The 25586-nt window shown below is 72.4% G+C and carries 18 protein-coding genes and 1 pseudogene; 11 read left to right on the forward strand and 8 right to left on the reverse strand.

The features are described from left to right. The first annotated feature begins 2 nt into the window (after positions 1 to 2). Entirely contained in the window at positions 3 to 2537 is a 2535-nt protein-coding gene (locus HHX40_RS37500) for a tetratricopeptide repeat protein (protein WP_182879050.1), read from the forward strand. 278 nt (positions 2538 to 2815) lie between these two features. Here HHX40_RS37500 and HHX40_RS37505 read toward each other — a convergent pair whose 3' ends face one another. Next, positions 2816 to 4021, reverse strand: a complete 1206-nt coding sequence (locus tag HHX40_RS37505; protein ID WP_310737886.1) for a chorismate mutase — start codon at positions 4019 to 4021, stop codon at positions 2816 to 2818. Positions 4022 to 4330: 309 nt separating this feature from the next. On the opposite strand from HHX40_RS37505, the gene HHX40_RS00820 reads away from it, so the two are divergent. Further along, the gene (locus HHX40_RS00820) at positions 4331 to 6913 is read left to right on the forward strand and encodes a serine/threonine-protein kinase (protein WP_182879051.1); all 2583 of its coding nucleotides are present in this window, start codon (positions 4331 to 4333) and stop codon (positions 6911 to 6913) included. A gap of 260 nt (positions 6914 to 7173) precedes the next feature. On the opposite strand, the gene HHX40_RS00825 is transcribed toward HHX40_RS00820, so the two are convergent. The 3 genes from HHX40_RS00825 to HHX40_RS00835 form a co-directional block, all read right to left on the reverse strand. After that, positions 7174 to 7665, reverse strand: coding sequence for a hypothetical protein (locus HHX40_RS00825; protein ID WP_182879052.1), 492 nt, complete (start codon positions 7663 to 7665; stop codon positions 7174 to 7176). Positions 7666 to 7863: 198 nt separating this feature from the next. Continuing rightward, on the reverse strand, positions 7864 to 8637 hold the full coding sequence (locus tag HHX40_RS00830) for a MerR family transcriptional regulator (RefSeq protein WP_220498522.1): 774 nt from the start codon (positions 8635 to 8637) through the stop codon (positions 7864 to 7866). A gap of 181 nt (positions 8638 to 8818) precedes the next feature. Beyond that, the gene (locus HHX40_RS00835; RefSeq protein ID WP_182879054.1) at positions 8819 to 9379 is read right to left on the reverse strand and encodes an RICIN domain-containing protein; all 561 of its coding nucleotides are present in this window, start codon (positions 9377 to 9379) and stop codon (positions 8819 to 8821) included. Between the two features lie 321 nt (positions 9380 to 9700). On the opposite strand from HHX40_RS00835, the gene HHX40_RS00840 reads away from it, so the two are divergent. The 4 genes from HHX40_RS00840 to HHX40_RS00855 all read left to right on the forward strand — a co-directional run bounded on the left by HHX40_RS00840 (position 9701) and on the right by HHX40_RS00855 (position 13383). Next, the gene (locus HHX40_RS00840) at positions 9701 to 10192 is read left to right on the forward strand and encodes a hypothetical protein (RefSeq protein ID WP_182879055.1); all 492 of its coding nucleotides are present in this window, start codon (positions 9701 to 9703) and stop codon (positions 10190 to 10192) included. A 5-nt stretch (positions 10193 to 10197) separates the two neighbouring features. Beyond that, a complete protein-coding gene (locus HHX40_RS00845) occupies positions 10198 to 11118 on the forward strand; it encodes a hypothetical protein (protein WP_182879056.1) in 921 nt (306 codons plus the stop codon). Positions 11119 to 11151: 33 nt separating this feature from the next. Then, positions 11152 to 12498 carry a hypothetical protein gene (locus HHX40_RS00850; protein ID WP_182879057.1) on the forward strand — a complete coding sequence of 449 codons (1347 nt, stop codon included), beginning with the start codon at positions 11152 to 11154 and terminating at the stop codon, positions 12496 to 12498. A 153-nt stretch (positions 12499 to 12651) separates the two neighbouring features. Then, entirely contained in the window at positions 12652 to 13383 is a 732-nt protein-coding gene (locus HHX40_RS00855; RefSeq protein WP_182879058.1) for a GNAT family N-acetyltransferase, read from the forward strand. 29 nt (positions 13384 to 13412) lie between these two features. Here the strand turns inward: HHX40_RS00855 and rpsD are convergent, their stop codons facing one another. Then, positions 13413 to 14027, reverse strand: coding sequence for a 30S ribosomal protein S4 (gene rpsD / locus HHX40_RS00860; protein WP_182879059.1), 615 nt, complete (start codon positions 14025 to 14027; stop codon positions 13413 to 13415). 67 nt (positions 14028 to 14094) lie between these two features. On the opposite strand from rpsD, the gene HHX40_RS00865 reads away from it, so the two are divergent. After that, entirely contained in the window at positions 14095 to 14814 is a 720-nt protein-coding gene (locus HHX40_RS00865; protein WP_182879060.1) for a DUF2470 domain-containing protein, read from the forward strand. A gap of 1464 nt (positions 14815 to 16278) precedes the next feature. On the opposite strand, the gene HHX40_RS38075 is transcribed toward HHX40_RS00865, so the two are convergent. Continuing rightward, positions 16279 to 16623 (reverse strand): hypothetical protein, encoded by a 345-nt coding sequence (locus HHX40_RS38075; protein ID WP_396787656.1) that lies wholly within the window; start codon positions 16621 to 16623, stop codon positions 16279 to 16281. Between HHX40_RS38075 and HHX40_RS38080 the strand changes: the two are divergent. From HHX40_RS38080 to HHX40_RS00880, 3 genes and pseudogenes are all read left to right on the forward strand, one after another. After that, positions 16556 to 16843 (forward strand): annotated as a pseudogene (locus HHX40_RS38080) (cellulose binding domain-containing protein); the annotation flags it as partial. The gene HHX40_RS38075 and the pseudogene HHX40_RS38080 overlap by 68 nt on opposite strands. Before the next feature lie 135 nt (positions 16844 to 16978). Continuing rightward, entirely contained in the window at positions 16979 to 18130 is a 1152-nt protein-coding gene (locus HHX40_RS00875; protein ID WP_182879062.1) for a sensor histidine kinase, read from the forward strand. Continuing rightward, positions 18127 to 18765 carry a response regulator gene (locus tag HHX40_RS00880; protein ID WP_138462318.1) on the forward strand — a complete coding sequence of 213 codons (639 nt, stop codon included), beginning with the start codon at positions 18127 to 18129 and terminating at the stop codon, positions 18763 to 18765. Before HHX40_RS00875 ends, HHX40_RS00880 begins: the two co-directional genes overlap by 4 nt. A 27-nt stretch (positions 18766 to 18792) precedes the next feature. Here HHX40_RS00880 and HHX40_RS00885 read toward each other — a convergent pair whose 3' ends face one another. Both HHX40_RS00885 and HHX40_RS00890 read right to left on the reverse strand, forming a co-directional pair. After that, complete coding sequence (locus HHX40_RS00885; RefSeq protein ID WP_182879063.1) at positions 18793 to 20223, reverse strand: M1 family metallopeptidase; 1431 nt, start codon at positions 20221 to 20223, stop codon at positions 18793 to 18795. A 114-nt stretch (positions 20224 to 20337) separates the two neighbouring features. After that, positions 20338 to 23190 carry a M14 family zinc carboxypeptidase gene (locus HHX40_RS00890; RefSeq protein WP_220498523.1) on the reverse strand — a complete coding sequence of 951 codons (2853 nt, stop codon included), beginning with the start codon at positions 23188 to 23190 and terminating at the stop codon, positions 20338 to 20340. A 385-nt stretch (positions 23191 to 23575) separates the two neighbouring features. On the opposite strand from HHX40_RS00890, the gene HHX40_RS00895 reads away from it, so the two are divergent. Then, a complete protein-coding gene (locus HHX40_RS00895) occupies positions 23576 to 25513 on the forward strand; it encodes a serine/threonine-protein kinase (RefSeq protein WP_182879064.1) in 1938 nt (645 codons plus the stop codon). Positions 25514 to 25586: the final 73 nt, after the last annotated feature.

A 25586-nucleotide genomic window follows, 5' to 3' on the forward strand; every position in this document is an offset into this window, starting at 1 on the left:
GCGTGGCGGCCACCCGCAACACGATCAGTGGCGGCCTATTCCTCAACACGGTGATCCAGGGCCACACCATCACGGTTCAGCTTCCGCCAGAGGTGACCCCGGCGCTGTCCGGCGCGCCCTTGCCGACACAGGGGTTCACGGGCAGGGACACCGAGCTGGCCGCGCTACTCGACGTGCTCGGCCCGCCCGAGAGCCCCAACTCCGCAGAGGCCAGTACCGGGGACACCAGTACCGGGGACGCCAGTACCGGGGACGCGAGTTCCGGAGAGGGCGCTGCAGGTACGGGTGACGAGCAGCTCCGTCCGCGCATCGCCCTCGTCACGGGCCTCGGCGGCGCCGGCAAGACGGAGCTCGCCCTGCAGGCCGCGCACCTCGCGCGAGAGCGCGGCTGGTTTCCCGGCGGCGTGCTGTTCACCGACCTCCACGGCTACAGCGACCCCTACGACCACGACCACAACGCCGACCACGACCAGAGCGCCGACCACGGCCGCGACCACGGCGACCAGTGTGGGGCGCGGCCGGGCCGGGTGCTTGGAGGGCTGCTGCGGGCGCTGGGCCTGGATCCCGGACGCATCCCTCCGGACATCCAGGACCGGGCCCGGCTGTTCGCGACGGTGCTGGACGCGTACGCCGGGGAGGGCCGCCCGATCCTGCTGGTCCTCGACAACGCCTCCTCGGCCGAGCAGGTGCGGCCGCTGCTGCCCGGCACCGGGAAGGTGTTGGTCACCTCCCGGCACACGCTGGACGTGGGGGCGCGGGTCCTCGACCTCGGCATGCTCGCGCCCGGCGCGGCCGTGGATCTCCTGGCCCGGCGGCTCCGCCTGGCCCGGGGCGACGCCGACACCCGGGTCGCCCGCGAGCCCGCCGAGGCGGCGGACGTCGCCCGTCTGTGCGCCGGGCTTCCGCTGGCTCTGCGCATCGTCGCCGCGTTGCTCACCGCCGACCCGGCCCGTCCTCTGCACGCGATGGCGGAGGACCTGAAGGAGGAGGCCACCCGGCTCGACGAGCTCACGTACGAGGACCGTGCGGTGCGCGCCGCCTTCGAGCTGTCCTACCGCCGGCTCGGCGCACAGGAGGCCAAGGTGTTCCGGCTGATGACCGCCTGCCCCGGCCCCGACTTGTCCACCGAGACAGCCGCCGTCGCCGCCGGCCTCGACGAGAGACCGGCCCGCCGCCTGCTGGAGTCCCTGCACCGCGCGCATCTCGTCGAGCGCGGCGACGCGTACGGCCGGTGGCGCATGCACGACCTCGTCCGCCTGTACGCCGGGGAGCGGGCACGCGACCGGGCCGGGCCCGACCGGCGGGACGAGGCGTTCGACCGGCTCCTGGGCCATTACTGCGCGCGGGCACCCGCCGCCGTGGCGTGGCTGACCCAGCCGGAGGAGCGTGCCCGGCAGAATTCGTCGTTCGTCTCGCGGGAGGAGGCGGTGGCGTGGCTGGACGCCGAGGCGCGGGTTCTCGTCGCGGCCGTCACCGCCGCCGCCGGGCACGGCGACTGGAAGCGGTCGCACGCGCTCGCGGTGAGCCTTCCCGCCTACTTCGAGTTCCGCCGGCTCACGGACGAGTGGCTCGCCATGGCGCCGGTCGCCCTGGACGCGGCCAGACGGCTGGGGCCACGCGCCGTGCTCGCGGTCGAGGCGGACCTGGGCAACGCCTATCGCCTCGCGGGGCGCTACGAGGACTCGGTCGCCCACCTGAAGACGGCCCTCGACCTGGCCGTCGACGAGCGGGCCAAAGGTCGGATCCTGCACAACCTCGGGCTGACGTACCTGCGGATGGGGTTACTGGTGAAGGCAGAGGACTGCCATCGCCGCGACCTGCGTATCTGCACCCTCGCGGGCGACCTGCGCGGCAGGGCGCACGCGGCCGTCGCACTGGGCGACACGCTGCGCGCGAGGCGGCGTCACGCGGAGGCGGCGAAGGTGCTGACCGAGGCCGTCACGCTGCTCCAGATTCTCGGCACCCGCGGACTGGGCCATCCCGCCGTCCTCATGCACGCGCGGACCAACCTCGCGCTCACCTACCTCGCGGGCCGTCCGAAGAGCACGCCGACGTACATCCTGTGGCAGTTGTGCGCCGCCCTGGCCACCGCCCGCGACCTCGACGACCGTCCCGCGCAGGCCATCATCTTCCTGAACCTCAGCACGGCGTACGCGAACAGGTGCGTGGTCTGCCACGGGCCGTCGGCCGTCGAGTGGGGCCGGCGGGCGGTCGCGCTCGCCGGAGAACTTAGCGACACCGAAACGCGGGCCAGGGCACTGTCGGCGCTCGGCCGTGCCGCCGGGGGCGAGGAGGGCAGGCACAGCATGGCCGAGGCGCTGGCCCTCTTCGAGAAGCTCGGCGCCAAGCGGGAGCTCCAGGCCGCACGGCGTGTGCTCTCCGACGCCGCACTTCCGCCGCCGGGCGACCATGCCTGCACGGAGGGCGAGGCCGACGTCCTGGTGCGCGACTGGCTGGACGACCTCCCCCACGCCGTGCTGCGCGGCGACGACGGACGGCTCGGCGAGTTTCTCATCCCCGGCTGCAACGTCGGCTGAACCCTCGCCGACTCGCGAGCCGGTTCCCTGGCATGTTCCCTGCCTGGTTCTCTGCCGGTTCCCTGGCCGCGTCCTCGGCTGAGGCGGCTGCGGGGCGAGGCAGACCGGGCCGGGCACGTGCGGGGCGTACATGTAGTGAGGGCTGCGGCACGAGGCGCTGTGCACGCCTCGCTGCCGAGGATCGGCTTCACCGCCTGGGACGGGGCCGCCGTCACCGACCGCGTAGCGGACCCGGGCGCGAGCAGCCTGACCCGGGCGCAGCAGCGGGGCCCGGGCGCTCAGCCACGGTCCCGGTCCCGGCCCCGCTCCTCTTCGGCGGCGTGCAGGCCCGCCTCGATCACCGCGTTCATGATCGGTGCGAGCCGCCGTACGCCGAGGCGGGGGGCGCGCCGCGCCATGCCCGCGACCAGGCGGCGCTCGCGCTCCATGTCCCGTCCCCGGAAGCCGCCGACGGGCTTGAGCCGCTGGATCCGCGCGGCCAGCAGGGCCCGTCGTTCGAGGAGGACGGCGAGAGCCGCGTCCACCCGGTCGATCTCTCCCCGGGCCTCGGTCAGGGTCCGCGGGGACTGCGGCCGGACGAGGGCCGCCAGGAGGGTCGCCGCCTCGCCGGCCGCCGCGCGTGCTTCGGGCGGCGCGGCGGGGTCGAGCAGCAGGCCGTCCGCCCCCGCCGCGACGGCCGCGCCCGCGAGGCCGCCGTCACGGCCCAGCGCCGCGAGCACCGGCCGTCCCGTCCGCTCCCGCGCGGCGCGCATGAGCGCGAGGTCGGGCGCTGAGTGAAGGGCTGAATCAGGAGCCGCGTGGGCGACTGAGTCGGGAGCGAGGCCGAGTGCGAGGGCGGCGCCGGAGTTGGAATCGGAGGCAGAATCAGAGGCAGGGCCGGAGTCGGGGGCGGGTGCGAGATCGGACGGCGAAAGCTGGAACGGTGGCAGGTGAGACACGGTGCCGGCCGGTTCCGTCCCGCCCCCGCTCTCGCAGAGCACGATCGCCTCGTTGCCCTCGGCCGCGCAGTGGTCGGCGGCGGCCAGCCACTCCTCCAGCGTCACCGCACGCCCCCGCTGATCGTTCCCCCGCTGGATGATCACGGGCAGCCCGAGCCGGGCCGCGGCGCGGACGAGGCCGGGTTCGCGTACCCAGGCCGGTCCGAGCACCACCGCGTCGGCGTGCCGGGCCACGGCGGGCAGGTCGGCGGCCGAGGAGGGCTCCACCAGCAGCGGCCCGGCCCAGCGCGCCCTCGCCTCACCAACCGCCCTCTCAGCCATCTCCGCAGCCGTCCCCCCGGCCATCTCCGCATCCGCCTCCGTTGCCGCCTCCGCGACCGCCTTGCCGGCGGGCCGGACAGACCGGGCCTCCGGTGAGTCACCGGCGGCGGGCAGACGCAGCCACCGGGCGTCCTCCCCGCCGATCACCACCACGGGGAGCCCGGGACCGATCACCAGGTCGCCGATCCGTACGGCGTCGCGGTCGAGCTGGGCTGCCTTCGACATGCGGGCTCCTCGCAGGCCGGGAAATTCTGATCAGAAAAAGCTCTGGCCAGGTGGTTCTGACAACGAAAAAGGCAGAGACGCTGGCGTCCCTGCCTCAAGCCGGCTCCGGATGGTCGCTAGCTCACGAGCGCGACCGGCCCTCCCGGAACCGGCCTCGTAAACGAGCTGTACCTACCCATATCTAGGACCTTAGCAGCGAGGAACCACGACTCGAACCGATTTGTCTCGGATCTCGGGATGGCGAGTGCTAGGGGCGGTTGATCCCTTTGCCATCCGTGGGACGATTCATGGGTCCAGGAAGGGGTTCGGGTGGCGCGTGCGGAGAGCCGGCTCGTCGGAGGCCGGTACCAGTTGATGGAGCCGATCGGCCGGGGTGGCATGGGAGTGGTCTGGCGGGCCCACGACCAGTTGCTCGACCGCCCTGTCGCGGTCAAGGAGGTCCGCTACGACAGCGCCATGGGCGACGAGCTCAGCGACCTCAACCGCCGCACCATGCGCGAGGCGCGCGCCGCGGGGCGTCTGACCCACCCCAACGTGGTGGTCGTCCACGACGTGATCGAGGAGGACGACCGGCCCTGGATCATCATGCAGCTCGTGCAGTCCCGCTCGCTGGGGCAGGTGATCAGGGAGGACGGCCCGCTGTCCCCCGAGCGCACCGTCGAGTTCGGGCTGCAGATCCTCGACGCGCTGCGCGCCGCCCACCGCCAGGGCGTTCTGCACCGTGACGTGAAGCCGGAGAACGTGCTGCTCACCGATGACGGCCGGGTCGTCCTGACCGACTTCGGCATCGCCCGGCTCGAAGCCGACAACACGATGACCCGCACCGGCCTCGTCGGCACCCCCGCCTTCATCGCGCCCGAACGGCTCCGCGGCGAGGCCGCGCAGCGCGAGTCGGACCTGTGGTCGCTCGGCGCCACGCTCTACACCGCGGTGGAGGGCAGGCCCCCGCACGACCGGGGCATGGCGATGGCCACCATGCACGCCGTGCTGAACGAGGACCCCGCCCCGGCCCGCCGGGCGGGCGCGCTGGGCCCGGTGCTGATGCGCATGCTCGCCAAGGAGCCCGCCGACCGGCCCGGTTACGACGAACTCGCCCGCCAGCTCAAGCGGGCGGCGCGGGACCTCGCTCCGCCGCCGGCCCGGCCCGACGCGCCCGCCGAGCCCGTCTCCCCCGCCGCGCCGGTCTCCGCCCCCGGTTCCGCCTCCGAGCCCGGTTCCTCCTCGGCGCCCGGTTCCTCCTCCGCCCCCGCGGACGCCGCCTCTCCTGCCGCGCCGGGCTCCTCCGCCGCGCCTGCTTCGCCGCGGCCTGCGACGCCGGAGGCCTCCGAGCCCGCGAAGCCCCGGACGTCCGCGGCCGGGTCCGAGCCGGGCAGAGCGTCCCGGGGTGTGACGCCGTACCCTCCGGCCGCGTCCGCGCGGCGCGACGACCATTCCCCGGCGCCCAGCCGGAACGGCGACGGGCCGGAGGCCGGGCCCGGCCGGAGCGACGACGGCGCGGGACGTTCCGCGGCCGGCGACGCCGCGCGCCCGGGCGAGACCACCTCGCCCATCCCGGTCGTCCAGGACGACGGCTCCCCCGGCTCGGCCGAGCCCGCCGGGGGCAAGGAAGGTTCGGGCGAAGGAGCCTCGGACGAGCCGGGGCAGGCCGACGTGATGCCGGAGACCGGCGTGCAGGCCGCCCCGCCCACCCGTACGAAGCCCTCGGCGAGCCCGGCGACCGGCGGCCGAGACGAGGCCGGAAAGGGCGGCGGGGCCGCCGCGGGCCGGGGACGGCCCGAAGCGGAGGCCCGCGACGGCAGCACCAGGATCTCCCCCGCCGTCGGCGGGACCTCCAACCGGCGGCCCACCGGAAAGCCCGGCGGGGACGCCACGACCGACGCCTCGAAGAGGACCGCGTCCGGCGCGGCCGCGGCCACCGCAGGGAACGGCGCGAGCGACCGGCTTCGTACGGGCCCCATGGCGGGCACCGCAGCGGGCAACATGTCGGGCAACATGTCGGGGAACACGGCGGACACCACGGCGGCCTCCAGGCGCGCGGGCGCCACGGCCGGCGGCGGCGCGGCCGGCGGCGCCTTCGGCGGGGCGCAGGAGTCACCCGCGGTGTTCGCCCAGGAAGAGCCCGTCTGGCACGACACCACCACGACGTCCGGGACGTTGCGCGCACCCGGCGGCCTGCTGAAGGCCGCGCTGATGCTCGTCGGCCTGGTGGTCATCGTGGGTGTCGCGGGCTACCTCGGCGTACGGGCGGGCAGGAGCGACTCGGAGGGCGACCGCTCCTCCGGGTCGGCCGCCGCCCCCGCCGAAACGGGGAAGGGTACCAAGGAGCCCTCCGCCTCGGCGCCCCCCTCGGCCGCGCCGTCCTCCGCCGAGCCGTCCGCGTCCCCCTCGGAGGAGGCGACGGCCACGCCGTCTCCCGAGCCCTCCAAGAGCTCCGACACCCCCGGGCCGGGGGACGTCCCGGACGGCTGGCACAAGTACAAGCACTCGAGCGGCTTCTCGCTCGCGCTGCCGAAGGGGTGGCACGTCGACGGCAGCGGCAACGGCGAGGTACGGTTCCGCGGCGACTCGCACACCTATCTGGAGGTTCACCACACCTCCACTCCCGAGTCGGACGCCCTGAAGGTCTGGCGGCGCGACGTGCCGGGGATGAGCCGGAACTTCCCCGGCTACAAACTCATCGCGATCCGAGAGGTCAAGGACTTCTGGAAGACCGCGGCCGACTGGGAGTTCACCTTCGGCGACAGCCGGTTCCGGTCACGCGTGATCGACCGCGGGTTCGTCACCGACAAGAACAACGGCTACGCGCTGCTCTTCAAGACCCAGGACGAGGGCTGGAAAAAGAAGAAGAAGACGTTCGAAACCATCGCCGCCACCTTCAAACCGAAGAAGTGACCGCCGGGCGCCTCCGCCCGGAAGCCGGGCGGAGGCAGGGCGGTGGCAGGGCGGAGGCAGGGCGGAGGCAGGGCGGAGGCAGGGCGATGACCGGGGTGTTCGGCGCCCGGCCACCGGCCGCCCTCGTCCACGGGAGGAGCGCGCCAGGCTGCCGTGGAGCGTGACGGCCGCGAAACGCACGATCGTGCCGGGCCCGCTCCAGGCGGGCGAACGCCTCCGGTCCGAGCCAAACGCCCCGAAGGTCTGGCGAAATGATGCGATCAGGGCTGGCCGACGTAGTCGACCACGACGGTCGCCGTACGGGCGGTCCAGCTGGTGGGCACGGGCGTGAACGTCACCTTCCCGGTGCCGTAGCACGGCAGCGTCGCGGTGACCGGGATCTCGGCCTTGACCCCGTAGTAACCCAGCGTGAGCGCCCTCGAAACGGTCGACGGGTCGCCCAGGTCCACCGCGATCGTGGTGCCGCCGCTGCCGGTGTAGCCGGCGCTCGCCGCCGACGACGAGATCGCGACTGGTCGCACCTCCACGGTCTGCCCGGCGAAGGGATGACCGGTCTGTCCTGGATATACCGGCCCGAAGCACGCCATCTTGATGGTCGCGTGGCCGGTCTCTCCGTTGACGAAACCGTAGAAGTACTGGTGGGGGCGGACGGGAGCGGGATCGACGACCCCGGCCGAGGCGGGGAGCGCGGTGGCCGCCACGAGGGCGGCGGCGGCCAGGGGGACGAGGCGCGCTGCGGTGGTGCGGAACACGGGACCTCCGGCTGACATCAGGGACGGGGGCGTGCGACCCGCACGGTAGGCCGGTCCCTACGGCGGGTCAACGCTCCCGCTCCCCCGCCGAGCCGAACGCTCGGGCGACGTGGCGGAACCGGTGAAAGGTTCACCCCGCCCCGAGGGCCGCCTCCGGGATCCGGCGCGGCCGGCCCCGCGCCCGCTTCGGTGACGTGCTCAGCCCGCCTGGCGGGCCTGCTCCAGGTAGGCGACCAGACCGGCCATCCGCTCGGCCGGCCAGGGCAGGCTCCCTCCGATCTCCGCGCTGTTGTCCCGCCACATCCTGCGGGCCGCCGCCGCGGTCTCCGCGCCCGCGGGACCCTCCGGGTGGAACCGGCCCGCCAGCGCGTCCCAGCGGCGGACGAGGTCCCGGGCCCGCGGGTCGTCCGCGGGGATGCCGTCCTCCAAGTGCCGCAGGCCCTCCTCCACGAGGCCGGCCCACTCGCGTCTGGCGGCCTCGACGCCCTCGGGGCCCAGCGCTTCCCTGCGCTCCGCGAGCCGGCCGCGCTGCTCCTCGGTGAAATAGGTCTCGAACACTGACATGACCTCCAACGTCGTCATCAATCGATCCGGATCGGGGCCGTACGGGTCGCCGGCCTGCCGGAGCAGGTCACCGATGCGCCGCCGCAGCACGCCGATCCGCTCGGCGTGCTCGTCGAGCCTGCGCAACTGCTCCGCCAGCAGGGCGCGCAGCGACTCCGGGTCGTCCGCCGAGTCCGCGAGGACGTCCGCGACCTCCTCCAGCGACAGCCCGAGCCCGCGCAGCGCCCGTACGCGGTAGAGCCTGCGCAGGTCGCGTTCGGTGTACCGGCGATGCCCGGACGGCGTGCGCTCGCTCGCGACGAGCAGTCCTATCTCGTCGTAGTGGTACAGCGCGCGCACGGTCGTCCCGGTCGCCCGCGCCAGTTCTCCGATGGACCACCGTCGTCCGGCGTCGTCCTTCCCGCTCACGCCGGAAACGCTACGACCTCCCCCGACGGGAGGTTCAAGGCGAGAGGCCCGGTGATGCGGCCCGGATCGCGACGGGTCCCGGCCTTTCGCGAGCTGCGGACCGCCCCCGAAGCTCGCGGGCGCGGGCATGCCTGCCGTCTGGTGTACGCCCTGGTGGATCGAAGAGGCGCCGTCCGAGATGTCACCACACGACGGCGTCGGGGCGGGTGAAGTGCCACAGCCTGTCGCTGGAGTTCTGGTCCTGGTCGAGGTAGATGTGGTCCCAGGTGCCGGAGGCCTCGTAGGTCTGCAGGGTTATCGCGAGCGAGGTGTTGGTACGCGGCCGCAGGCTGCCCCATTCGGTGTTGACGTTGGTCTCGGACACCTCGTCCCGGCGCGACCAGTCCTGGAGGGGCGAGCCGTCGCACGTCTTGACGACCAGCGTGTCTCCCGCGTTCGGGGCACCGGAGGCGGGCTGAAGACACTTGCCGGCCACCTCGTTCCTGATCACCAGGAAACCGTCGTCCTTCTCGACGATGGTCCAGCGGGCCGACCTGTGCTGGATGGTAGGGGCGCGCAGGGTGACAGCCCGGGTCCCTTCCGCGACCGCGTCGCCCGACAGTGACATGCGGCTGCCGTCCATCTTGTTGATGATCCGCATGTTGAAGCTGGTGGTGTCCGCGTGGGCGGCAGCCGGAAACACGACGAGGACGGCTGACGCGATGGTCGAGGTCATCAGCGCGGAGCACCTGATTTTCGGCATGGGCGTGTCTCCCTGTCTCTCAGTGAAGGCGCATGGACGGATCCTGTGGGCGGATCACTGAAGGCAGTCAATATCGGCCTCGGCTCGGATCGCGGTCTCAGGCCACAAAGGCGCGTGAAAGGCGTGATCAAGGTCCGGCGATCAGGGCGTGACGGCGTCCCCGGATAGGGGCGTCACCCGGCGTGTTGATCTTACTTACCGGGAGTGCGTGACTACGTTCTGCAGCTGTGCGTCTGTTCGACGCCTGAGTCATCCGTTCCGAATCGCCGGAAGAAGGACATGCACATTTTTCGCCTGGCTGGCGCTTTCGCCACGCTCGCAGTGGCTTCGACGTTCGTCGCCTCCGCTGCCTTCGCCCCCGCTCACGCCGGGGTGACGACCGCCGCCCGAGCCGCCGTACTGGAGCCGGATCCACCGGACGACAAGCCCTGCCCCAACGGGGAGCCGAAGCCCTGCGGCGCCTCCGGGCAGGACCGGGAGGGCGTCGACTCCGGGCGCGAGGACGCCAGGAAGGAGGCCGACGAGGCCAAGAAGGACATCGCCGCCGCCAAGGACAAGGCCGACCAGTGCCCTCCTGGATCCGCGCAGGGCAAGCAGTGCATGCGCGACCTCATCGGCGACGACGCCGAGCAGCGAGAGGGCATGGCCGACGTCCGGAAGGAGCTCGACGCCTTCAAGCCCGCACCGACCGACAACGCCGCGTCGGCGCTGAACTCCACCTGTGACGCGTTCGCCGCGGAGCTCCCCGCCGCGTTCAAAGCCGCCGACGGTTCACCCTCGCTGACCGGCCTGTGCGAGTTGATGAACAAGTGAGCCTCATGACATCTCTGGCCCGGCGGACGCCGGTGCTGTCCGCCGTCGCCCTGATCACGTTCCTTCCGATGGCGGCGTCCGCCGGCTCGGAGCCGACCCTGCCGACCGCGCGGGCGTTCGACGGTGACAGGCCGCTGCCGTCGGTGCGTCCGGTGACCGAGTACTGCGCCGCGCACCCCGGGGCGTGCCGGTTCGCCGTGAACAAGGCCGGGTCCGGGGACTTCTACAGCGCCGTCAAGTCTCTGGGCAACGCCGCGATCAACTGCACCGACGACAACATCACCGTGGCGCGCCAGATCACCCTGCGTACCGGCAGCAGCGACAACCTCGGCGGCGAGATCACCGGGAAGATCGCGGTGGAGGGCCAGCTCAACGCCTCCGGCGAGGTCTCCGCCGCGGTGAACGCCGAAGGCAGCGGCAGCTTCGACACGCCGAACAAGCAGCAGGGCCCCAGCGCGACCTTCGGCGCCAAGGCCGGTGCGAACGGCAGCGGCAAGGTGGGCGGCTCCCTGGGGCTCAAGGGCGCCTTCGAGGGCGCGTTCAAGCTCGCCTACCAGCACACCTGGACCAGCGAGCAGACCGAGTCGACCACCTACACCACCGTCGTCCGGCCCGGGGACGCCCTGGTCTTCGGCGCCAGCGCCGCCATGCAGCGCGTCGCCGGGACGATCACCGTGCCGAACGGCCTGCACATCCACAACGTCGTCGTCACCGGACCGTCGTCCGTCAACACCAGCACCTTCGTCGCCGAGACCTTCGTCGTGGGCGGAAACACCTGCGAGCAGGTGCATCCGCACGCCACGACCGCCGCGGACGACAACGTCAACCCGCCCCCCCGCCGCGTCGACGCGATGACGCCTCTTTCCGCCCTGCCGCCGGGGGCTCGGCTCAGAGAGCGGACCGTGCTTCCGTTCCGGCCGTCCTGACCGTTCCGCCAGCCCTCATCTATGGAGATCGACATGAATGTCATGCAGACCCGTGCCGGGATCGGCACGGTCCGGGCCGCCGGCCTCGCCGCGGCCCTCTGCCTCGGCCTGCCCGCGGCCGTCCAGCCCGCGTACGCCGACGCGCCAGGCGGTTCCGGCAGCGCGGGCAGCAGGCCGGTCGCGGTCGTCAACGGCGACTTCGTCCTCCCCGCCCTTCCCGGCGGCAGCGTGAACTGGGGACCGGTGCAAGGCTGGTCGGTGGGTTCGACCGCCGGATCCGGCACCGCCGCCGGGGTCGGGCGTTACGCGGGAGCGGACTCCGGACATCCGGACGGCAAGACCGCCGTCATGCTGCGCTTCCCGGCCGCCGCCTACGGCTTCAAACAGCGGCTGCGCGGGGTGCGCGCGGGCGCCCAGGTGACCGTCACCTTCGACGACAGCCCGGGAATCGCCGCCGCCTGCACACCGGCGTCGGTCGCCCAGGGCCAGTCGTACACGGTCGAGGGCGCCGGGGGCGAGGTCGGCGAGCGGACCACCGCCCCCGACCCGGACAAGAAGCTCAACACCCTCGGCAAGGGGGTGTGGCGCACCGGGCAGACCTACACCTTCACCGCCTCCGAGCACGAGCCGCTGCTCACCTTCACCTCGAAGGTGCCCGCCCCCGCCAACGCGGGCGGCAACTGCGGCCCGCTGATCGCCGACGTACGGGCGGTCCAGGTGCCGCCGCCGGTCGACAAGACCATTCCCAAGACCGGCCTGCCGCCCTCTCAGGCCTTCTACGGCAACGACGCGAGGCCGGTGGCCGAAGCGGTGAACTACTGCAGCGGTGCTCCGGGCAGGTGCGTCTTCAAGCCGGAGAGAGAGTATTCGTACGCGTACTACGAGCCGGCCCAGGTCAACGGTGACACCTACATCAACTGCACCCGCAACGCGCTGACCCGCACGCGCCCGGTCGCCTTCACCGGGCGCTCCTACGGGGACCTGCCCGCCACCGCGGGCCTTCCCGGCACCACGGGCACGCCGAGCAACATGGCCCATCAGTTCGCCGCCGGGACCGCGACCAATCCCGCCTGGGCCGCCAGGAGCGACCACACGGTGACCGAGGTTCTCCAGCCTTCGGAGGCCGCGTGGATCGAGACCCAGGCCGGCCGCCGGCGCACCGACGGCTGGTTCACATCCGATCCCGCTCCCGCGGACCCGAACACCGAGTGGCGCCTCTACACCGTGCTGGACTACCCGGCCACCGAACTGTCCGACCGCGTCTACCAGCGCACCGGCCCGATGACGGCGTCGGAGAAGCAGCGCTGCCAGGCCGACCGCCCCACGGCCTCCACGCCCGTCGGCATGAACAGCCCCGCGGGCACCAACCGCTCGTCCTGAGCGTCACGGCGTAGCCGGCGCGCGTCGGCTACGCCGCCGAAGCCCTCGCCCTCCACCGGGCGCGTGAACCGCTCCCGGCGTCAGGTCAGGGGCCGTGCCTGGCTAGACTGCGGCTGCACGCAGGTCGCGGCCCGGCACGAAAGGCTCAAGGCGATGCTCGACCGCGACACCGTCGCACTCGACGACCCGGTCGCCGAGTCGCTCCGCGGCCGTCACGCGCACCTGGCCCGCCGGCTCGGCCGGGCGGCCGGTTACCTGCCGGAAGTCGCCAGCTTCTCCACGGTGTCCGCCGACCCTGACCCGGCGGAGTGGGACGACCTCGCGCGCCTGCTCGGCCGCGGTGGGTTCGCCGACCTGTTCAGCTGCCCGGCGACCCCGCCTGCCGACTGGGAGCCGATCTTCGCTCTCGACGGCCTCCAGATGGTCTTTCTCGCGCCCGGTGCGACCGGCCGCGCCGGGCGCGCCGACGTCACCCACGTCGCCCACGTCGAGCCGGGTTGGGAGCTGGTCGAGCTGGGCGCCGACGACGTGCCGGAGATGCTCGATCTCACCGCGCGGACCCGGCCGGGGCCGTTCTGGCCCCGGACTCTCGAACTCGGCACCTATCTGGGCATCCGCGAGAACGGCGCCCTGGTCGCCATGGCGGGCGAACGGCTCCGTCCGCCCGGTTGGACCGAGATCAGCGCCGTCTGCACCGCCCCCGAGGCTCGTGGGCGGGGACATGCCTCCCGTCTGGTGGACGCCCTGGTCACCTACATCACCGCCCGGAACGATCGACCGTTCCTCCACGTGGCCGAGGCCAACACGTCCGCGATCGCGCTCTACGAGCGGCTCGGCTTCGCGTTCCGGAAGCGCGTGACGTTCCGCGGCTTCCGGACCCCGTGATCCCGTAGCCGATCGCCGGGGCCGGGGCGTCAGCGGGAGTAGTGCTCGACCACGAGCTGCTCGTCCACCGGAACCACGATCTCCTCGCGCGCGGGGCGCCGCAGCAGGGTGAAGCGCAGCCCGCGGTGGTCGACGTCCAGATAGGGAGCGGTCCGCTCGTCGGCGTACGTGCCCTCGGCGGCGGCGACGAACGGCTGCATCCTGGCCGACCGGTCCCGTACGGTCACCGACTGGCCCGGCTTCACCTGGTAGCTGGGGATGTCCACCTTGCGGCCGTCGACCGCGATGTGCCCGTGGTTCACGTACTGCCGGGCGGCGTAGATGGACGGCGCGAGCCCGGCCCGCAGGACGAGGGAGGCGAGCCGGGTCTCCAGGAGCGCCACCAGTTCCTCTCCGGACCGGCCGGGACGGCGGACGGCGAGGTCCCAGTAGCGGCGGAGCTGACGTTCGGACACGTCGTAGTACCAGCGGAGCTTCTGCTTCTCCAGCAGCCGCATGCCGTAGTCGCCGGTGTTCCGGCGGTTGGTCTTGCGGCCGTGCTCGCCGGGCGGGTAGGGCCGGGCCTCGAAGTACTTCACCGCCTTCCGGGTGAGCGGAACGCCCGCCCGTCGCGACAGCCGCACCTTCGGTCCCGTGTAACGCATGACACCCTCTTTCCAAGTTAGGCAACCCTTACTAAGGTGAGCCTAACCTATCTTGAAGGAGCCACCCATGCGGCATCCCGTCACCGCTCCCCCGATCCCCGAGCGCGTCCGCACCCTCGCGGCCCTGTCGGCGCCGACGCATGTCTCGGTCGCCGGGTCGGAGGTGCCCACGGCCGCCGCCCGCGGCGGCGTGGACGGCAGGGGCCGGCCGGTCCTGCTGGTGAAGCCGGGCGAGGTCCTGTACGGCGCGCCGGCCGAGACCCTGGTGACGGTCGACCTCTCCGCGACCAGGGAGGTCGGCGGGGTCGAGCGGCACCGCGCCCTGCTCAAGGTGCGGGGCTGGACGCAGCCCGTTCCCGAGGCGCAGGCCCGCACCGCCGCCGTCGCCATCGCGGAGTCCTGCCCCGACGAGGACCTGTTCGCGGCCGTCGAGGGCGGCGCTCCCGCGCTGCTGCGCGTCGACGTCTGCCACGTGATCTATCTGACCGGCGGCGAGTCGGGCGTCCTCGACGCCGAGACGTACCTCGCCTCGGCCCCCGACCCGTTGCTCCCGCCCGCCGAGCGCATGGTGCGTCACGTCAACGAGTCCCACTCGGAGCCGCTCAAGGAGGCGGCGGAGAGACTGACGGGGGAGGCGGCCCATGACGAGGTGTGGCTGTGGGAGCTGGACCGCTACGGCGCCACTCTGCGCCTGGGGCCCGGCCACCTCGTCCGGGTCCCCTGGCCGGCGCCCGTCGCGACGCCCGAGGCGCTCGAACAGGCCCTGGCCTGTCTGCTGTCGCGATGAGATCACCGGGCAGACACCGGTACGGCCCGGTGAAAGTTGCATCTCCATACGAAATCGACCGCAGGTCAGCGGGTTGCAGGGGGCCTTCTCGTTGACCGTGCGGGGCGGCGGGGAACAGGATGCGGCTCGATCTGCGCCCGGCACGGGCGACAGCGCGATCGCTCGAAGGAGCTCCCCAATGCACGCCTCGCTCACAGGCCGGCGGCGCGTCGGACTGGCCCTGCTGACGTCCGCGGCGCTCGCCGCCGCGTCGGTCACGGCCGTCACCGTCGCACCCGCGTCGGCCGCGACCTCCGCCACCGTGACGGTGAACACCGGCACGAGTCTGGGCACGATCCCCGCCGCCGGGCACGGGGTCAACGTCGCCGTCTACGACGGGAACATGAACAGCGCCCCCATCGCGGGCCTGCTGCGCGACGCCGGTTTCACCGCCGTCCGCTATCCCGGCGGGTCGTACGGCGACATCTACCACTGGAAGACCAACACCGCCGACGGCGGCTACGTGGCGCCGAACACCGACTTCGACACCTACATGGGCACGGTGCGCTCGGCCGGCGCGCAGCCGGTGATCATCGCGAACTACGGCACGGGCACCGCCCAGGAGGCCGCCGACTGGGTGCGGTACGCCAACGTCACCAAGGGGTACGGCGTCAAGTACTGGGAGATCGGCAACGAGGTCTACGGCAACGGCCACTACGGCTCGGGCTGGGAGCAGGACAACCACTCCGACAAGAGCCCCAAGGCGTACGCGAACAACGTGCTGCAGTACATCTCGGCGATGAAGGCCGTCGACTCCTCCATCAAGGTCGGCGTGGTGCTCACCACCCCGGGCGGCTGGCCGGACGGCATCGTCGGCTCCGGCGACAGCGCGGACTGGAACAACACGGTCATGTCGATCGTGAAGGACAAGGCCGACTTCGTCATCGTCCACTGGTACCCGGGCGCGACCTCGGCCGCCGACAGCCTCGGCAAGGTCTCGCAGATCTCGACGATCACCGGCACGGTCCGCTCCCTGATCTCCAAGTACGCCGGGAGCAGGGCGTCGAGCATCGGCATCTCGGTCACCGAGCTGAACCCCAGCTATCAGCTCACCACCGCGACCGCGGCGCTGTTCGCCACCGACAGCTACCTGACGTGGTTCGAGAACGGCGCGATGAACCTCGACTGGTGGAACCTGCACAACGGGACCAGCCAGGGCCCGGCCACCGGCGACGACGGAACCCCCGACTACCACGACGAGGGCATCCTGTCCTCCGGCGCCTCCGGTGAGCCCGCGGCGAACACGCCGTTCCCGCCGTACTACGGCCTGGCCATGGTCGGCAGGGCCGGATCGCCCGGCGACACCCTGGTCAAGGCGTCCTCGTCCAGCTCGCTGCTCTCCGCGCACGCGGTGAAGACCTCGAGCGGCGTCAACGTGGTGCTGATCAACAAGGACCTGAACAACTCCACGACGGTGTCGCTGTCCTACTCGGGCTTCTCCCCCGGCAACGCGGCGACCGTGGTGCAGTGGCGCAAGGGCGCCACCTCGATCAGCACGAGCGGCGCGTCGTCGGCCACCTCGATCACGCTCCCGCCGTACTCGGTCACCGTGCTCAAGGCGAGCGGCGGCGGCACGTCGTCGCCGTCCCCGTCGCCGTCCCCGTCGCCGTCCCCGTCAACCTCGCCGTCCCCGTCTCCGTCGGTCTCGCCGTCCGTCTCGCCGTCGGCCTCCCCCAACCCGGGCCAAGGCTGCACGGCGACGTACACGGTGACCAACTCCTGGCCCGGCGGGTTCCAGGCCGAGGTGACGGTGAAGAACACCCGGACCACCCCGATCTCCGGCTGGACCGCCGGCTGGACGTACCGCAACGGCCAGACGATCAGCTCCTCCTGGAACGCCACGGTGTCCCAGTCGGGAGCCGCGGTCACCGCGAAGAACGTGAACTACAACGGCTCCCTGGCGGCCGGCGCTTCCACGTCGTTCGGCTTCACCGGCAACGCGACCGGCGCGAACGACGTGCCCTCGCCGGTCACCTGCTCCGCGAGTTAGACCCTCTCGCCGTGCCCCGCCCGTACGAACGCGGGCGGGGCACGGGTGCGGGAAGGCGGCGGCATGACTCCGGTCATGGTCGTCATGGTCCCGATGGCGGGTTGCATCCGCACCGTGGCGATCTAGGGTCGGAGCATGGCGGGTTTCGACTGGCTTCGGGACGCCGACCGCCCGTTCCTGTTCAACCTCGTGTTCTGGGCGGTGACGGCGGTCATGGCGGCCGGCCTCGTGCAGGCGGTGCTGCTCGGCGTCGGCAGCGTGCTGGAGTACGTGCTCTTCGCCGCCAACCTCGGGCTGGTCGTGGCGCTGTGGCCCATGCTGCCCTGGGACCGGGCGGAGGGCCGCCGCTGGGCGGCCCCGCTGTTCCTCGTGGCGACCACCATGCTGGGCATCAGCGGCGCCTACAGCACCCAGCTCCCCCTGATCCTCATCGCCGTCGCCAATCTGGCCTTCATCTACAGCATGCGGGCCGCGACGGTCATCCTGTCCTGCCTCGCGGTGGTGATGTTCGCCGCGGTCCCCCTGATCTTCCACAAGACCGTGCTCGACGGCCTGCAGGAGATGGGCCTCGGCGCGGTGCTCGCGGCGTTCGTGCTGGGCATGACGTCCTCCACGCTGGCGGCGCGGCGCAGCCGGGAGGAGGCGCGGGGGCTCCTCGAACGGATCAGGGAGCTGGCCGTCGCCGAGGAGCGGGCGAGGATGGCGTCGGAGATGCACGACTCCGTCGGCCATCACCTCACCGTCATCAAGATGGGCCTGGAGAACGCCGAACGCTTCCGGGAGCGCCGCCCCGACGCCGCCTGGGAGGAGGTCCGCCAGGCCAAGGAGCTCACGGTCGAGGCGCTGGCCGACGCCCGGCGCTGGGTGCGCGCGCTGCGCCCGCTCGCGCTGGACGGCAGGGTGGGCAGCGCCGCGCTCGAACGGCTCGCGGCGTCGTTCGACGGCACCGGCATCAGCGTGCGGTTCGAGGTGCGGGGCGAGGAACGGCTCCTGACGCCCGACGTCGAGCTCGTCCTCTACCGGGTGCTGCAGGAGGGGCTCACCAACGCGCTGCGGCACGCCGGGGCCGAGAACGTGCGGGGCACGCTCACCTTCGGCCACGACCGGGTCGTGCTCGTGGTCAGCGACGACGGGAAGGGCCGGGACGATCGGTCGTCCGGCGGTTTCGGGCTGACCTCGCTGGCGGACCGGGCCAGGGCGCTCGGCGGCACGCTGACCGGCGCCAACGCGACGCGCGGCGGGTTCGAGCTGCGCGCCGAGCTGCCACTCACGGAGGTCGTGGCGTGACGCGGGTCAGGGTGGTGCTGGTCGACGACCAGGCGCTCATGCGGCAGGGGCTGCGCAAGCTGCTGGAGGTCGAGGACGGCGTCGAGGTCGTGGGCGAGGCGGCCGACGGGTACGAGGCGCTGCACGTCGTCGGCGAGTGCCGCCCGCACGTCGCGCTGGTGGACATGCGGATGCCGGGCATGAACGGCGTGGAGCTGATCGCCCGGCTGGCCGCCGAGCATCCGCAGGTGGCCGTCATCGTGCTCAGCACCTTCGACGAGGACGAGTACATCTTCGGCGCGCTGCGCGGCGGCGCGACCGGTTACCTGCTCAAGGACTGCTCGCCCGAGGAGCTGGTCGCGGCCGTCCACCGGGTGAGCCGCGGGGAGACGGTGCTGGGCAGCCCGGTGGCCGCCCGGCTGGTCGCCGAGCTGCGGCAGCTTCCGCTGCAGGGCTCGGCCGGCTTCCCCGGTCGGGAGCTGCTGTCGGAGCGCGAGCTGGAGGTGGCGCGGATGGTGGCCGCCGGAGCGGCCAACCGGGAGATCGCCGCGCGCCTGTCGATCAGCGAGGGCACGGTGAAGAACCACGTCTCCAGCGTGCTGCGCAAGCTGGGCCTGCGCGACCGGATCCAGCTCGCCCTGCGGCTTCGATCATGATCCGGCCGCGCGTCCGCTTGGAGGGCCCTACCAGGAGGTGGGCTTGCCCTTCTGGTGGAGCCACACGTCGAAGAACGCCTTCAGGTCCAGGCCCGAGACCTTCTCCGCCGCGCCGACGAAGTCGGCGGTGCTCACGGTGCCGTACCGGTGCTCGGTGGCCCAGTCCTTGACGAGCCTGAAGAAGGCGGTGTCGCCGATCTTGCCGCGGAGCGCGTGCAGCGTCATCGCGCCCCGGTTGTACGGCACGTTGCCGAACATGTCCTCCGGGCCGGGATCGGCCGTGACGATCTGCCAGAACGACGAGGTCGCCGCGCGCCCGTAGTTGCTGGAGCTGTTGAACGTCTGCTGCGCCGTGGCGCCGCCGCTGTGCTCGGTCCACAGCCAGGTCGCGTACGTCGCGAAGCCCTCGTTCAGCCAGATGTCGGACCATCTGCCGAGGGACACGCTGTCGCCGTACCACTGGTGGGCGAGTTCGTGCGCCATCGTGCCCACGCTGGGCGCGCTGGAGAAGATCGGCTTGGTCTGGCTCTCCAGGGCGTACCCGACGTCCGGCGCACGGTCGATGATCGCGCCCGCCGTGTCGAAGGGGTACGGCCCGAAGACGGACGAGAAGTACTCCAGGATGTCGGGGATCCGGGCGACGGCGCCCGCCGACTGCGTCACCAGGCGCGGGTCCACCGCCGTGTAGACGGGGACGCCGCCGGGAGTCGTCGTCTCGGCGACGACGAAGTTCCCCAGGGTCACCGTGGCGAGGTAGGTCGCCATCGGCTCCGGCGACTCCCAGACGAACGTGGTCTTCGCGTTCTCGGTCGTCTTGGACGTCAGGCGGCCGTTGCCGACGACCGTGACGCCCTCGGGGACCGTCGCGCGGAAGGTGAACGTCGCCTTGTCCTTCGGGCTGTCGTTGGACGGCAGCCACGCCGGGGCGCCCTGCGGCTCGCCCGGCACGAACACGCCGTCGTCCGTCGGCACCCAGCCCTCGATCGACTCGTCCGGGTCGGTGATGACCGGCGGGGTCCCCTTGTACGCCACCGTGACGGTGAAGGTCTCCCCCGTCTTGAGCTTCGGCCGCGGGGTGATCACGAGTTCCTGCCCGTCCCGGCGGAACGCGGCCGGGTGCTTGCCGACCTTCAGGGACGTGATCTCCGGACCGCGGAAGTCGAGGTCGAACCGATCGAGGTCCTGGGTGGCGACGGCGGTGATCACCGTCGTGGCGTCCATGATCTTGGTGGCGGGGTCGTACGCGAAGGTGACGTCGTAGTGCCGCACGTCGAACCCGCCGTTGCCCTGGTCGGGGAAGTACGGGTCGCCGAGCGAGGGGGCGCCGGCGGTGTAGCGGGGCTCCCCGGGGTTTCCGGGCGCCGCGAGGGAGGCGGTCGCCTGGGTCGCGGTGAGCAGCGCGGCCGCGAGCGCCGCGCCGCCGAACCGCGCCGCCCGGCGGGTACGAGGCGATGTCATAGGGCTCCTCGTCATGGGGCTCCTTTCGATGGTTCCGGCAGCGCCGGGCGGCCGGAGACCGGCCGCCCGGCGGAAGGACGCGTGTGACGCCGCAGGGGGATTGTGCGGGATGGATCAGGCGACGACGGAGCGGAGCGGGATGCCCGCCGCGCCGAGGTCCCGGACCAGGTCGCGGACGAAGGGGTGTTCGTCGGCCGCCAGCCCGTCCGGGTTCGGGATCGTGACGTACGCCGAGTCTCCCGCCGTCGCCGTGCTCGCCGCGCCGGTGTACCGGGCCACCACGGCCTGGGTCCGGGCGAGGTCGGCGGCGGCCACCTCGATCACGATCGGACGCCACTCGCCGCCCAGGTTGGGCGGTTCCTCCGCCTTCGCCGCGGCGGCGCGCAGCGACTCCGCCGGCGACTGGGCCTGCCCCGGCGTCGGCGCCGCGAGCGCGCGCTGCTGTGCGGCGGGCGCCCCGGCCGGGTAGAGCAGCGCGTTCGCGAGGAGGTGGATGCTGTTCTCGTTGTACGCCCGGAACAGCGGGTTGTAGGCGAACAGCACGGCGTGCCCGGCGCCGTTCGGCTCGTCCACGAGCGAGGCCGTGCCCTTGAGCGTCTCGGCTCCCACGGTGTAGCCGTTGGACCAGAACGTGTCGCCGGACGGATAGGTGAGCACGTTCACGCCGGTCTGGCTCGGGTTCAGGATCGGGTCGCCGTTGTTGAACTGGAAGTCCTCGGCGGGACGGCCGAGCGCGACCGGGCTGCCCGCGCTCACGTCGACCCGGAAGTGCGAGCCGATGACCTGGTAGCCGGTCGGCTTGGCCTTCTCGGTGGTGGAGGTGAGGCCCGCCGCCCGGGCGACCCGGGTGCCCTCGTTGCGCAGCCCGACGTACGTGCCGCCCGCGGCCACCCACTGCCGGAGGTTGGCCAGGCCCTGCGCGGTCAGCCCGCCGTTGGAGCTGCTGCCGTCCGGCACGAGCAGGACGGTCCGCCCGGTGAAGGCCGGGGTGTTGCCGTTGACGTCGGCGGTGGTGACCGGCGTCAGGTCCAGGCCCCAGCGGGCCCCGAGCACGTACCGCGCCTCGCCGTACGAACCGGAGGTCGTCGAGACGCCGGTGCCGGCGAACAGGCCGACGTCGGGCGTGCGCAGCGCGGGGCCGGAGACCTGCCCGGGCCGGCCCTCCACGGTCACGCCGAGCGATTCGGCCAGCTCGTCCAGCTCGTCGCGGCCGATCGCGGTGAGAGGCAGGCCGACGAGCCCGCTCCTGGTGTCGCGCGTCAGCGGGATTCCCTTGGCGAGCAGCCGGAAGGTCAGCTCCGACGCGGCGGCCGAGTCCATCGGGTAGGTGTAGGACCCGCCGCGCTGCGCCCCGAAGGCCACGCCGCCGTCGATGTCCCTGACGAGGTCGGCCTTCGGCGACACCACGTCACCGGTGGTGATGGTGTCCACCCCCGCGAGCAGCGGGTTGCTCCACGAGGAGACGTCGTAGAAGTACGGGAACGGGACGTACGGGTCCTCGCCCATCACCGCCTGGATCCAGTGCTTCTGCGGCTGGTCCATCGGGATCCAGTAGGCGCCCTCGGGCACGGTCACGTCGCGCGCCGTGCGCCCGCCGAACACGTGGGCGGTCGGCACCTGAACGGGCTTCTTCACCCGGTAGACCTCGACGTCCATGCGGCGGAGCCGCTGGACGAGCCTGCGTACGTCGCCGAGCTGCCGGCCGGGCAGCAGGAAGTACGACCGGATGGTGATGTCGGGCACCGGGAACCGGACCGTGTTGGCGGGCTGGACGACCTCGTTCGGCTCCAGGGCGCCGGCGGCGCCCTCGGCGAGCGCGGTCCGCCAGATCGAGAAGTAGCCGTCCAGGACCTCGCGCCGGTTGTCGGCGGCCCAACCGGTCGTCGCCCACTGGGTGTTGAACTGCTGCTGCACCCGGTCCTCGACGGCCGACGTGCTGCCCTTCTCGAACGTCATGCCGGCGGCGCCGAAGCCGGCGGCCGGGACGCTGTCGCCGTACCCCATGTAGAACAGGTCGTACGTCGCGTAGTTGAAGTAGCACTCGGTGGTGACCGCGCCGCCGCACGCGCCGTTGTAGCCGAAGCCCGCGGCGTTCGCCGCGCCGATGCGGTTGATCCAGTTCACCGGCTGGTCGGCGATCTCGTGGTGGATCGGGTCGGCGTTGGGCGGGAAGAAGTACTGCCGCCCGCCCATCTCGTGCGCGTCGACGAAGACCTGCGGCGGGTACGCCCGCAGCATGTCGATCTTGGCGTCGGTCTCCGGCTGGGTGCGGGCGAACCAGTCCCGGTTGAGGTCGAACCCGTAGTCGTTCTGCCTGCGGTTCGCGTCGCGGCCGTCCGGGTTCTGGGTCGGCACGATGACCGTGAGCAGGTTGTCGTTGCGCTTGGCCACGTCGCAGGACAGGCCGGCGGCCAGTTCGTACAGGGTCTTGAGCGCCGCGTCGGCGCCGCTCTTCTCACCGCCGTGCACGTTGCCCGCGATCCAGACGATGGCGGGCGCCTCCTCGGCGATCCGGGTGGCCTTGTCCGCCCGCAGCGTCCTCGGGTCGCGCAGCGAACGGATCTGGTCGGTGATCTTCTTCAGCTGTCCCGGGACCACGTGGCGGGCGTCGGACACGATGGCGTAGGGCAGGCCCTGGCCGGACACGCTGCGCGCCATCGTGCCGGTGACCACCCGGTCCGAGGCGCGGCCGACGGCCTCCACGTACCTGGTGATCTCTTCGGTCGTGAGCACCCGGGGCTGTCCCTTGCCCAGCGGGAAGCCGAAGAACTGCTCGGGGGTGGGCACCTGGTCCAAGTACGCGCTGGAATCGCCGCACGGAGCGGGGGTCTTCTTCCCGGCGGCCACGGCCGGATCGGCCTGCGCGGGTGGGACCGGCGTCAACGCGAGCGCGGCCGACACCAGGACCGCGGCGCCGAGCGCCATGCCGTAGGGGGATCTTCCGCACGTGGTCGTGCGCAACCGCATTTCGCCTCCAGGCGGGGGACGGGTCGTCTCGGGGGAGGTCCGTCCGGGAAACGACAAAGTCACTGCGGACAGTATTGGAGGGGAATAAACCGGACAAGACTGGCGAGATGTGTCGAAAATGTCACGAGACAATGAGAGAAAGTGTGAGATAAGGCGTTCTCGCAGGTCAGCACAATCCAAGCGAACCGAATTCACCTTTTATAACGCGCCATAACGACTGGGCATCGGGTTCGCGCGCCGGAGGGCGGGCGGCGGTGGCGAGCCGTGCGCGCGTCCCCGCCCCTGTCCGGTCTTCCGAAGTGCCCGCCGTCGCCGGAATTTTCGGCACGGCGGACGGCCGGGCGCCCGCCTGTGGGACCATTCAGGGGGTTTCGAGGAGGGGCGGGTGGACGAAGAGCGTCGGGTGGCGGGCAGATATCGCCTGCTCGAACCGATCGGCCGCGGGGGCATGGGCGTCGTCTGGCGTGCCCATGACGACCTGCTCGACCGTACGGTGGCCGTGAAAGAGGTGCTCTACCATCCCACCTCGGAAGAGGACCGGGACACGTTCAACCGCCGGACGATCCGCGAGGCGCGGGCGGCGGGCCGCATCGACCATCCCAACGTCGTCGTCGTGCACGACGTCATCGAGGAGGACGGCCGGCCCTGGATCGTGATGCAACTCGTCCAGTCGCGCTCCCTCGGCCAGGCGCTGCGCGACCAGGGCCCGCTCCCGCCCGGCCGGGTGGCCGCCATCGGCCTGCAGGTCCTCGACGCGCTGTGCACCGCGCACGCCGCCGGAGTGCTGCACCGGGACGTGAAGCCGGAGAACGTGCTGCTCAGCGGGGAGACCCGGGTCGTGCTCACCGACTTCGGCATCGCGACCATGCCGGAGGAGACCGCGCTGACCATGACCGGCGGCATCACCGGCACTCCCGCCTTCCTGCCGCCCGAGCGGCTCAACGGCTATCCCGCGACCCCCGAGTCCGACCTGTGGTCCCTCGGCGCGACGCTGTACGCCGCGGTGGAGGGCAGGACGCCGTTCGACCGCAACTCGGCGGTGGCCACGATGGCGGCCGTGCTGCACGACGATCCCGCGCCGCCCCTGCGGGCGGGGGCCCTCACGCCCGTGCTCGAAGGCCTGCTGCGCAAGGACCCGGCCCACCGCATCTCCCCGGCCGAGACCGCCGCCCTGCTCAACGCCGCCATCGCGGCCGGCCCGGGACCGGCGGCCGCCGCGCCCCCGCCCGGCTCCTGGCAGCCGAACCCGTCCGGGCCGCAGCAGCCGCCGAGCGGTTCATGGCAGCCTGCGCCCTCCGGATCGCCGCCGCCCGGTGGCGGCCACTGGCAGACAAGCGCGCCCACTCCGGGACAGTCATCCGGCGGTTCCTGGCAGACGAGCCCGCCCCCGCCGGGACAGTCATCCGGTGCGCACTGGCAGCAGACGCCGCCGGGGGCCCAGCCGTACGGCGGCTCCTGGCAGAGCGTGCCGCAGGGTCCGGGGCAGCCTCCGGGGCAGCACGGCCCCGGCGCGTACGGCGCGGCCGCAACACACCCCCCGCACTCCCTCCCCCCTGCTCCGGGACAGTCCGGCGCACGGCGCGGCCCGGCGGGCAAGGTGGCCCTGCTGGTCCTGCTCCCGGTGCTGATCGTGGGCGTCGTGGCGGGCGGGTGGTACGGCTATCAGACGCTCGTCGCGGGGCAGGTCGGCCGGGACTCCGCGTCGGCCTCCGAGAACGACACCGGCACCACTGGGGACTCCACGGGCGACTCCACGTCGGACGGCACCGGCGAGCCGAGTCCCTACACCGGGCCGACCTCCGGATCTCCGTCGCCCGAGCAGTCCGAGGAGCCGTCAGAGGAGCCGTCCAAAGAGCCGTCTCCGCGGCCGGCCGCCACGCTGCCCGCCGGCTGGCGGACCCACCGCGACCCGCTGGGCTTCACGATCGGCCTGCCCTCCGGCTGGACCCCGTACGGCAGGGAGGCCACGCGGGTGCGCTTCCACGCCCCGAACGGCCGGGACTACCTGCAGGTGGACCTGACCCCCTGGGAGACCGACGACCCGGTCAGCGCCGTGCGCACAGTCGAGGAGGCCTCGACCGAGAAGGGATACCTGCGCGGCTACGAGCGCATCGGCATCACACCGGGCACCTACCTGGGTGTGCCCTCCGCCGACTGGGAGTTCACCCACACGGTCAGCAGCGGCAAGGTGCGGGTGCTCGACCGCGCCTTCCGGCTCGCCGACGGCCGGTGCGTCGCCCTCTACTGGCAGGTGAGCGACGCCCGCTGGACTTCCGGGTTGTCATACTTCAAGGCCTTCGCCCGCACCTTCCAGCCCGGATGACGATCCAGCCGACGCGTACCGGCCAAAGCCTTTTGTCCCAGAAAGGTAACGATGTCGCATGCGTTCCCCCAAC

This window comes from Microbispora sp. H10949 (assembly GCF_014161435.1).
Lineage (GTDB): Bacteria > Actinomycetota > Actinomycetes > Streptosporangiales > Streptosporangiaceae > Microbispora > Microbispora triticiradicis.

Excerpts from the sequence above, each read along its gene's own strand:
- HHX40_RS37505 (WP_310737886.1), bottom strand. The coding sequence starts at position 4,021 with ATGTCGAAGGCAGCCCAGCTCGACCGCGACGCCGTACGGATCGGCGAC.
- HHX40_RS00835 (WP_182879054.1), bottom strand. The coding sequence starts at position 9,379 with ATGCCGAAAATCAGGTGCTCCGCGCTGATGACCTCGACCATCGCGTCA.
- HHX40_RS00845 (WP_182879056.1), top strand. The coding sequence starts at position 10,198 with ATGACATCTCTGGCCCGGCGGACGCCGGTGCTGTCCGCCGTCGCCCTG.
- HHX40_RS00850 (WP_182879057.1), top strand. The coding sequence starts at position 11,152 with ATGAATGTCATGCAGACCCGTGCCGGGATCGGCACGGTCCGGGCCGCC.
- HHX40_RS00855 (WP_182879058.1), top strand. The coding sequence starts at position 12,652 with ATGCTCGACCGCGACACCGTCGCACTCGACGACCCGGTCGCCGAGTCG.
- rpsD (WP_182879059.1), bottom strand. The coding sequence starts at position 14,027 with ATGCGTTACACGGGACCGAAGGTGCGGCTGTCGCGACGGGCGGGCGTT.
- HHX40_RS00865 (WP_182879060.1), top strand. The coding sequence starts at position 14,095 with ATGCGGCATCCCGTCACCGCTCCCCCGATCCCCGAGCGCGTCCGCACC.
- HHX40_RS00875 (WP_182879062.1), top strand. The coding sequence starts at position 16,979 with ATGGCGGGTTTCGACTGGCTTCGGGACGCCGACCGCCCGTTCCTGTTC.
- HHX40_RS00885 (WP_182879063.1), bottom strand. The coding sequence starts at position 20,223 with ATGACATCGCCTCGTACCCGCCGGGCGGCGCGGTTCGGCGGCGCGGCG.
- HHX40_RS00890 (WP_220498523.1), bottom strand. The coding sequence starts at position 23,190 with ATGCGGTTGCGCACGACCACGTGCGGAAGATCCCCCTACGGCATGGCG.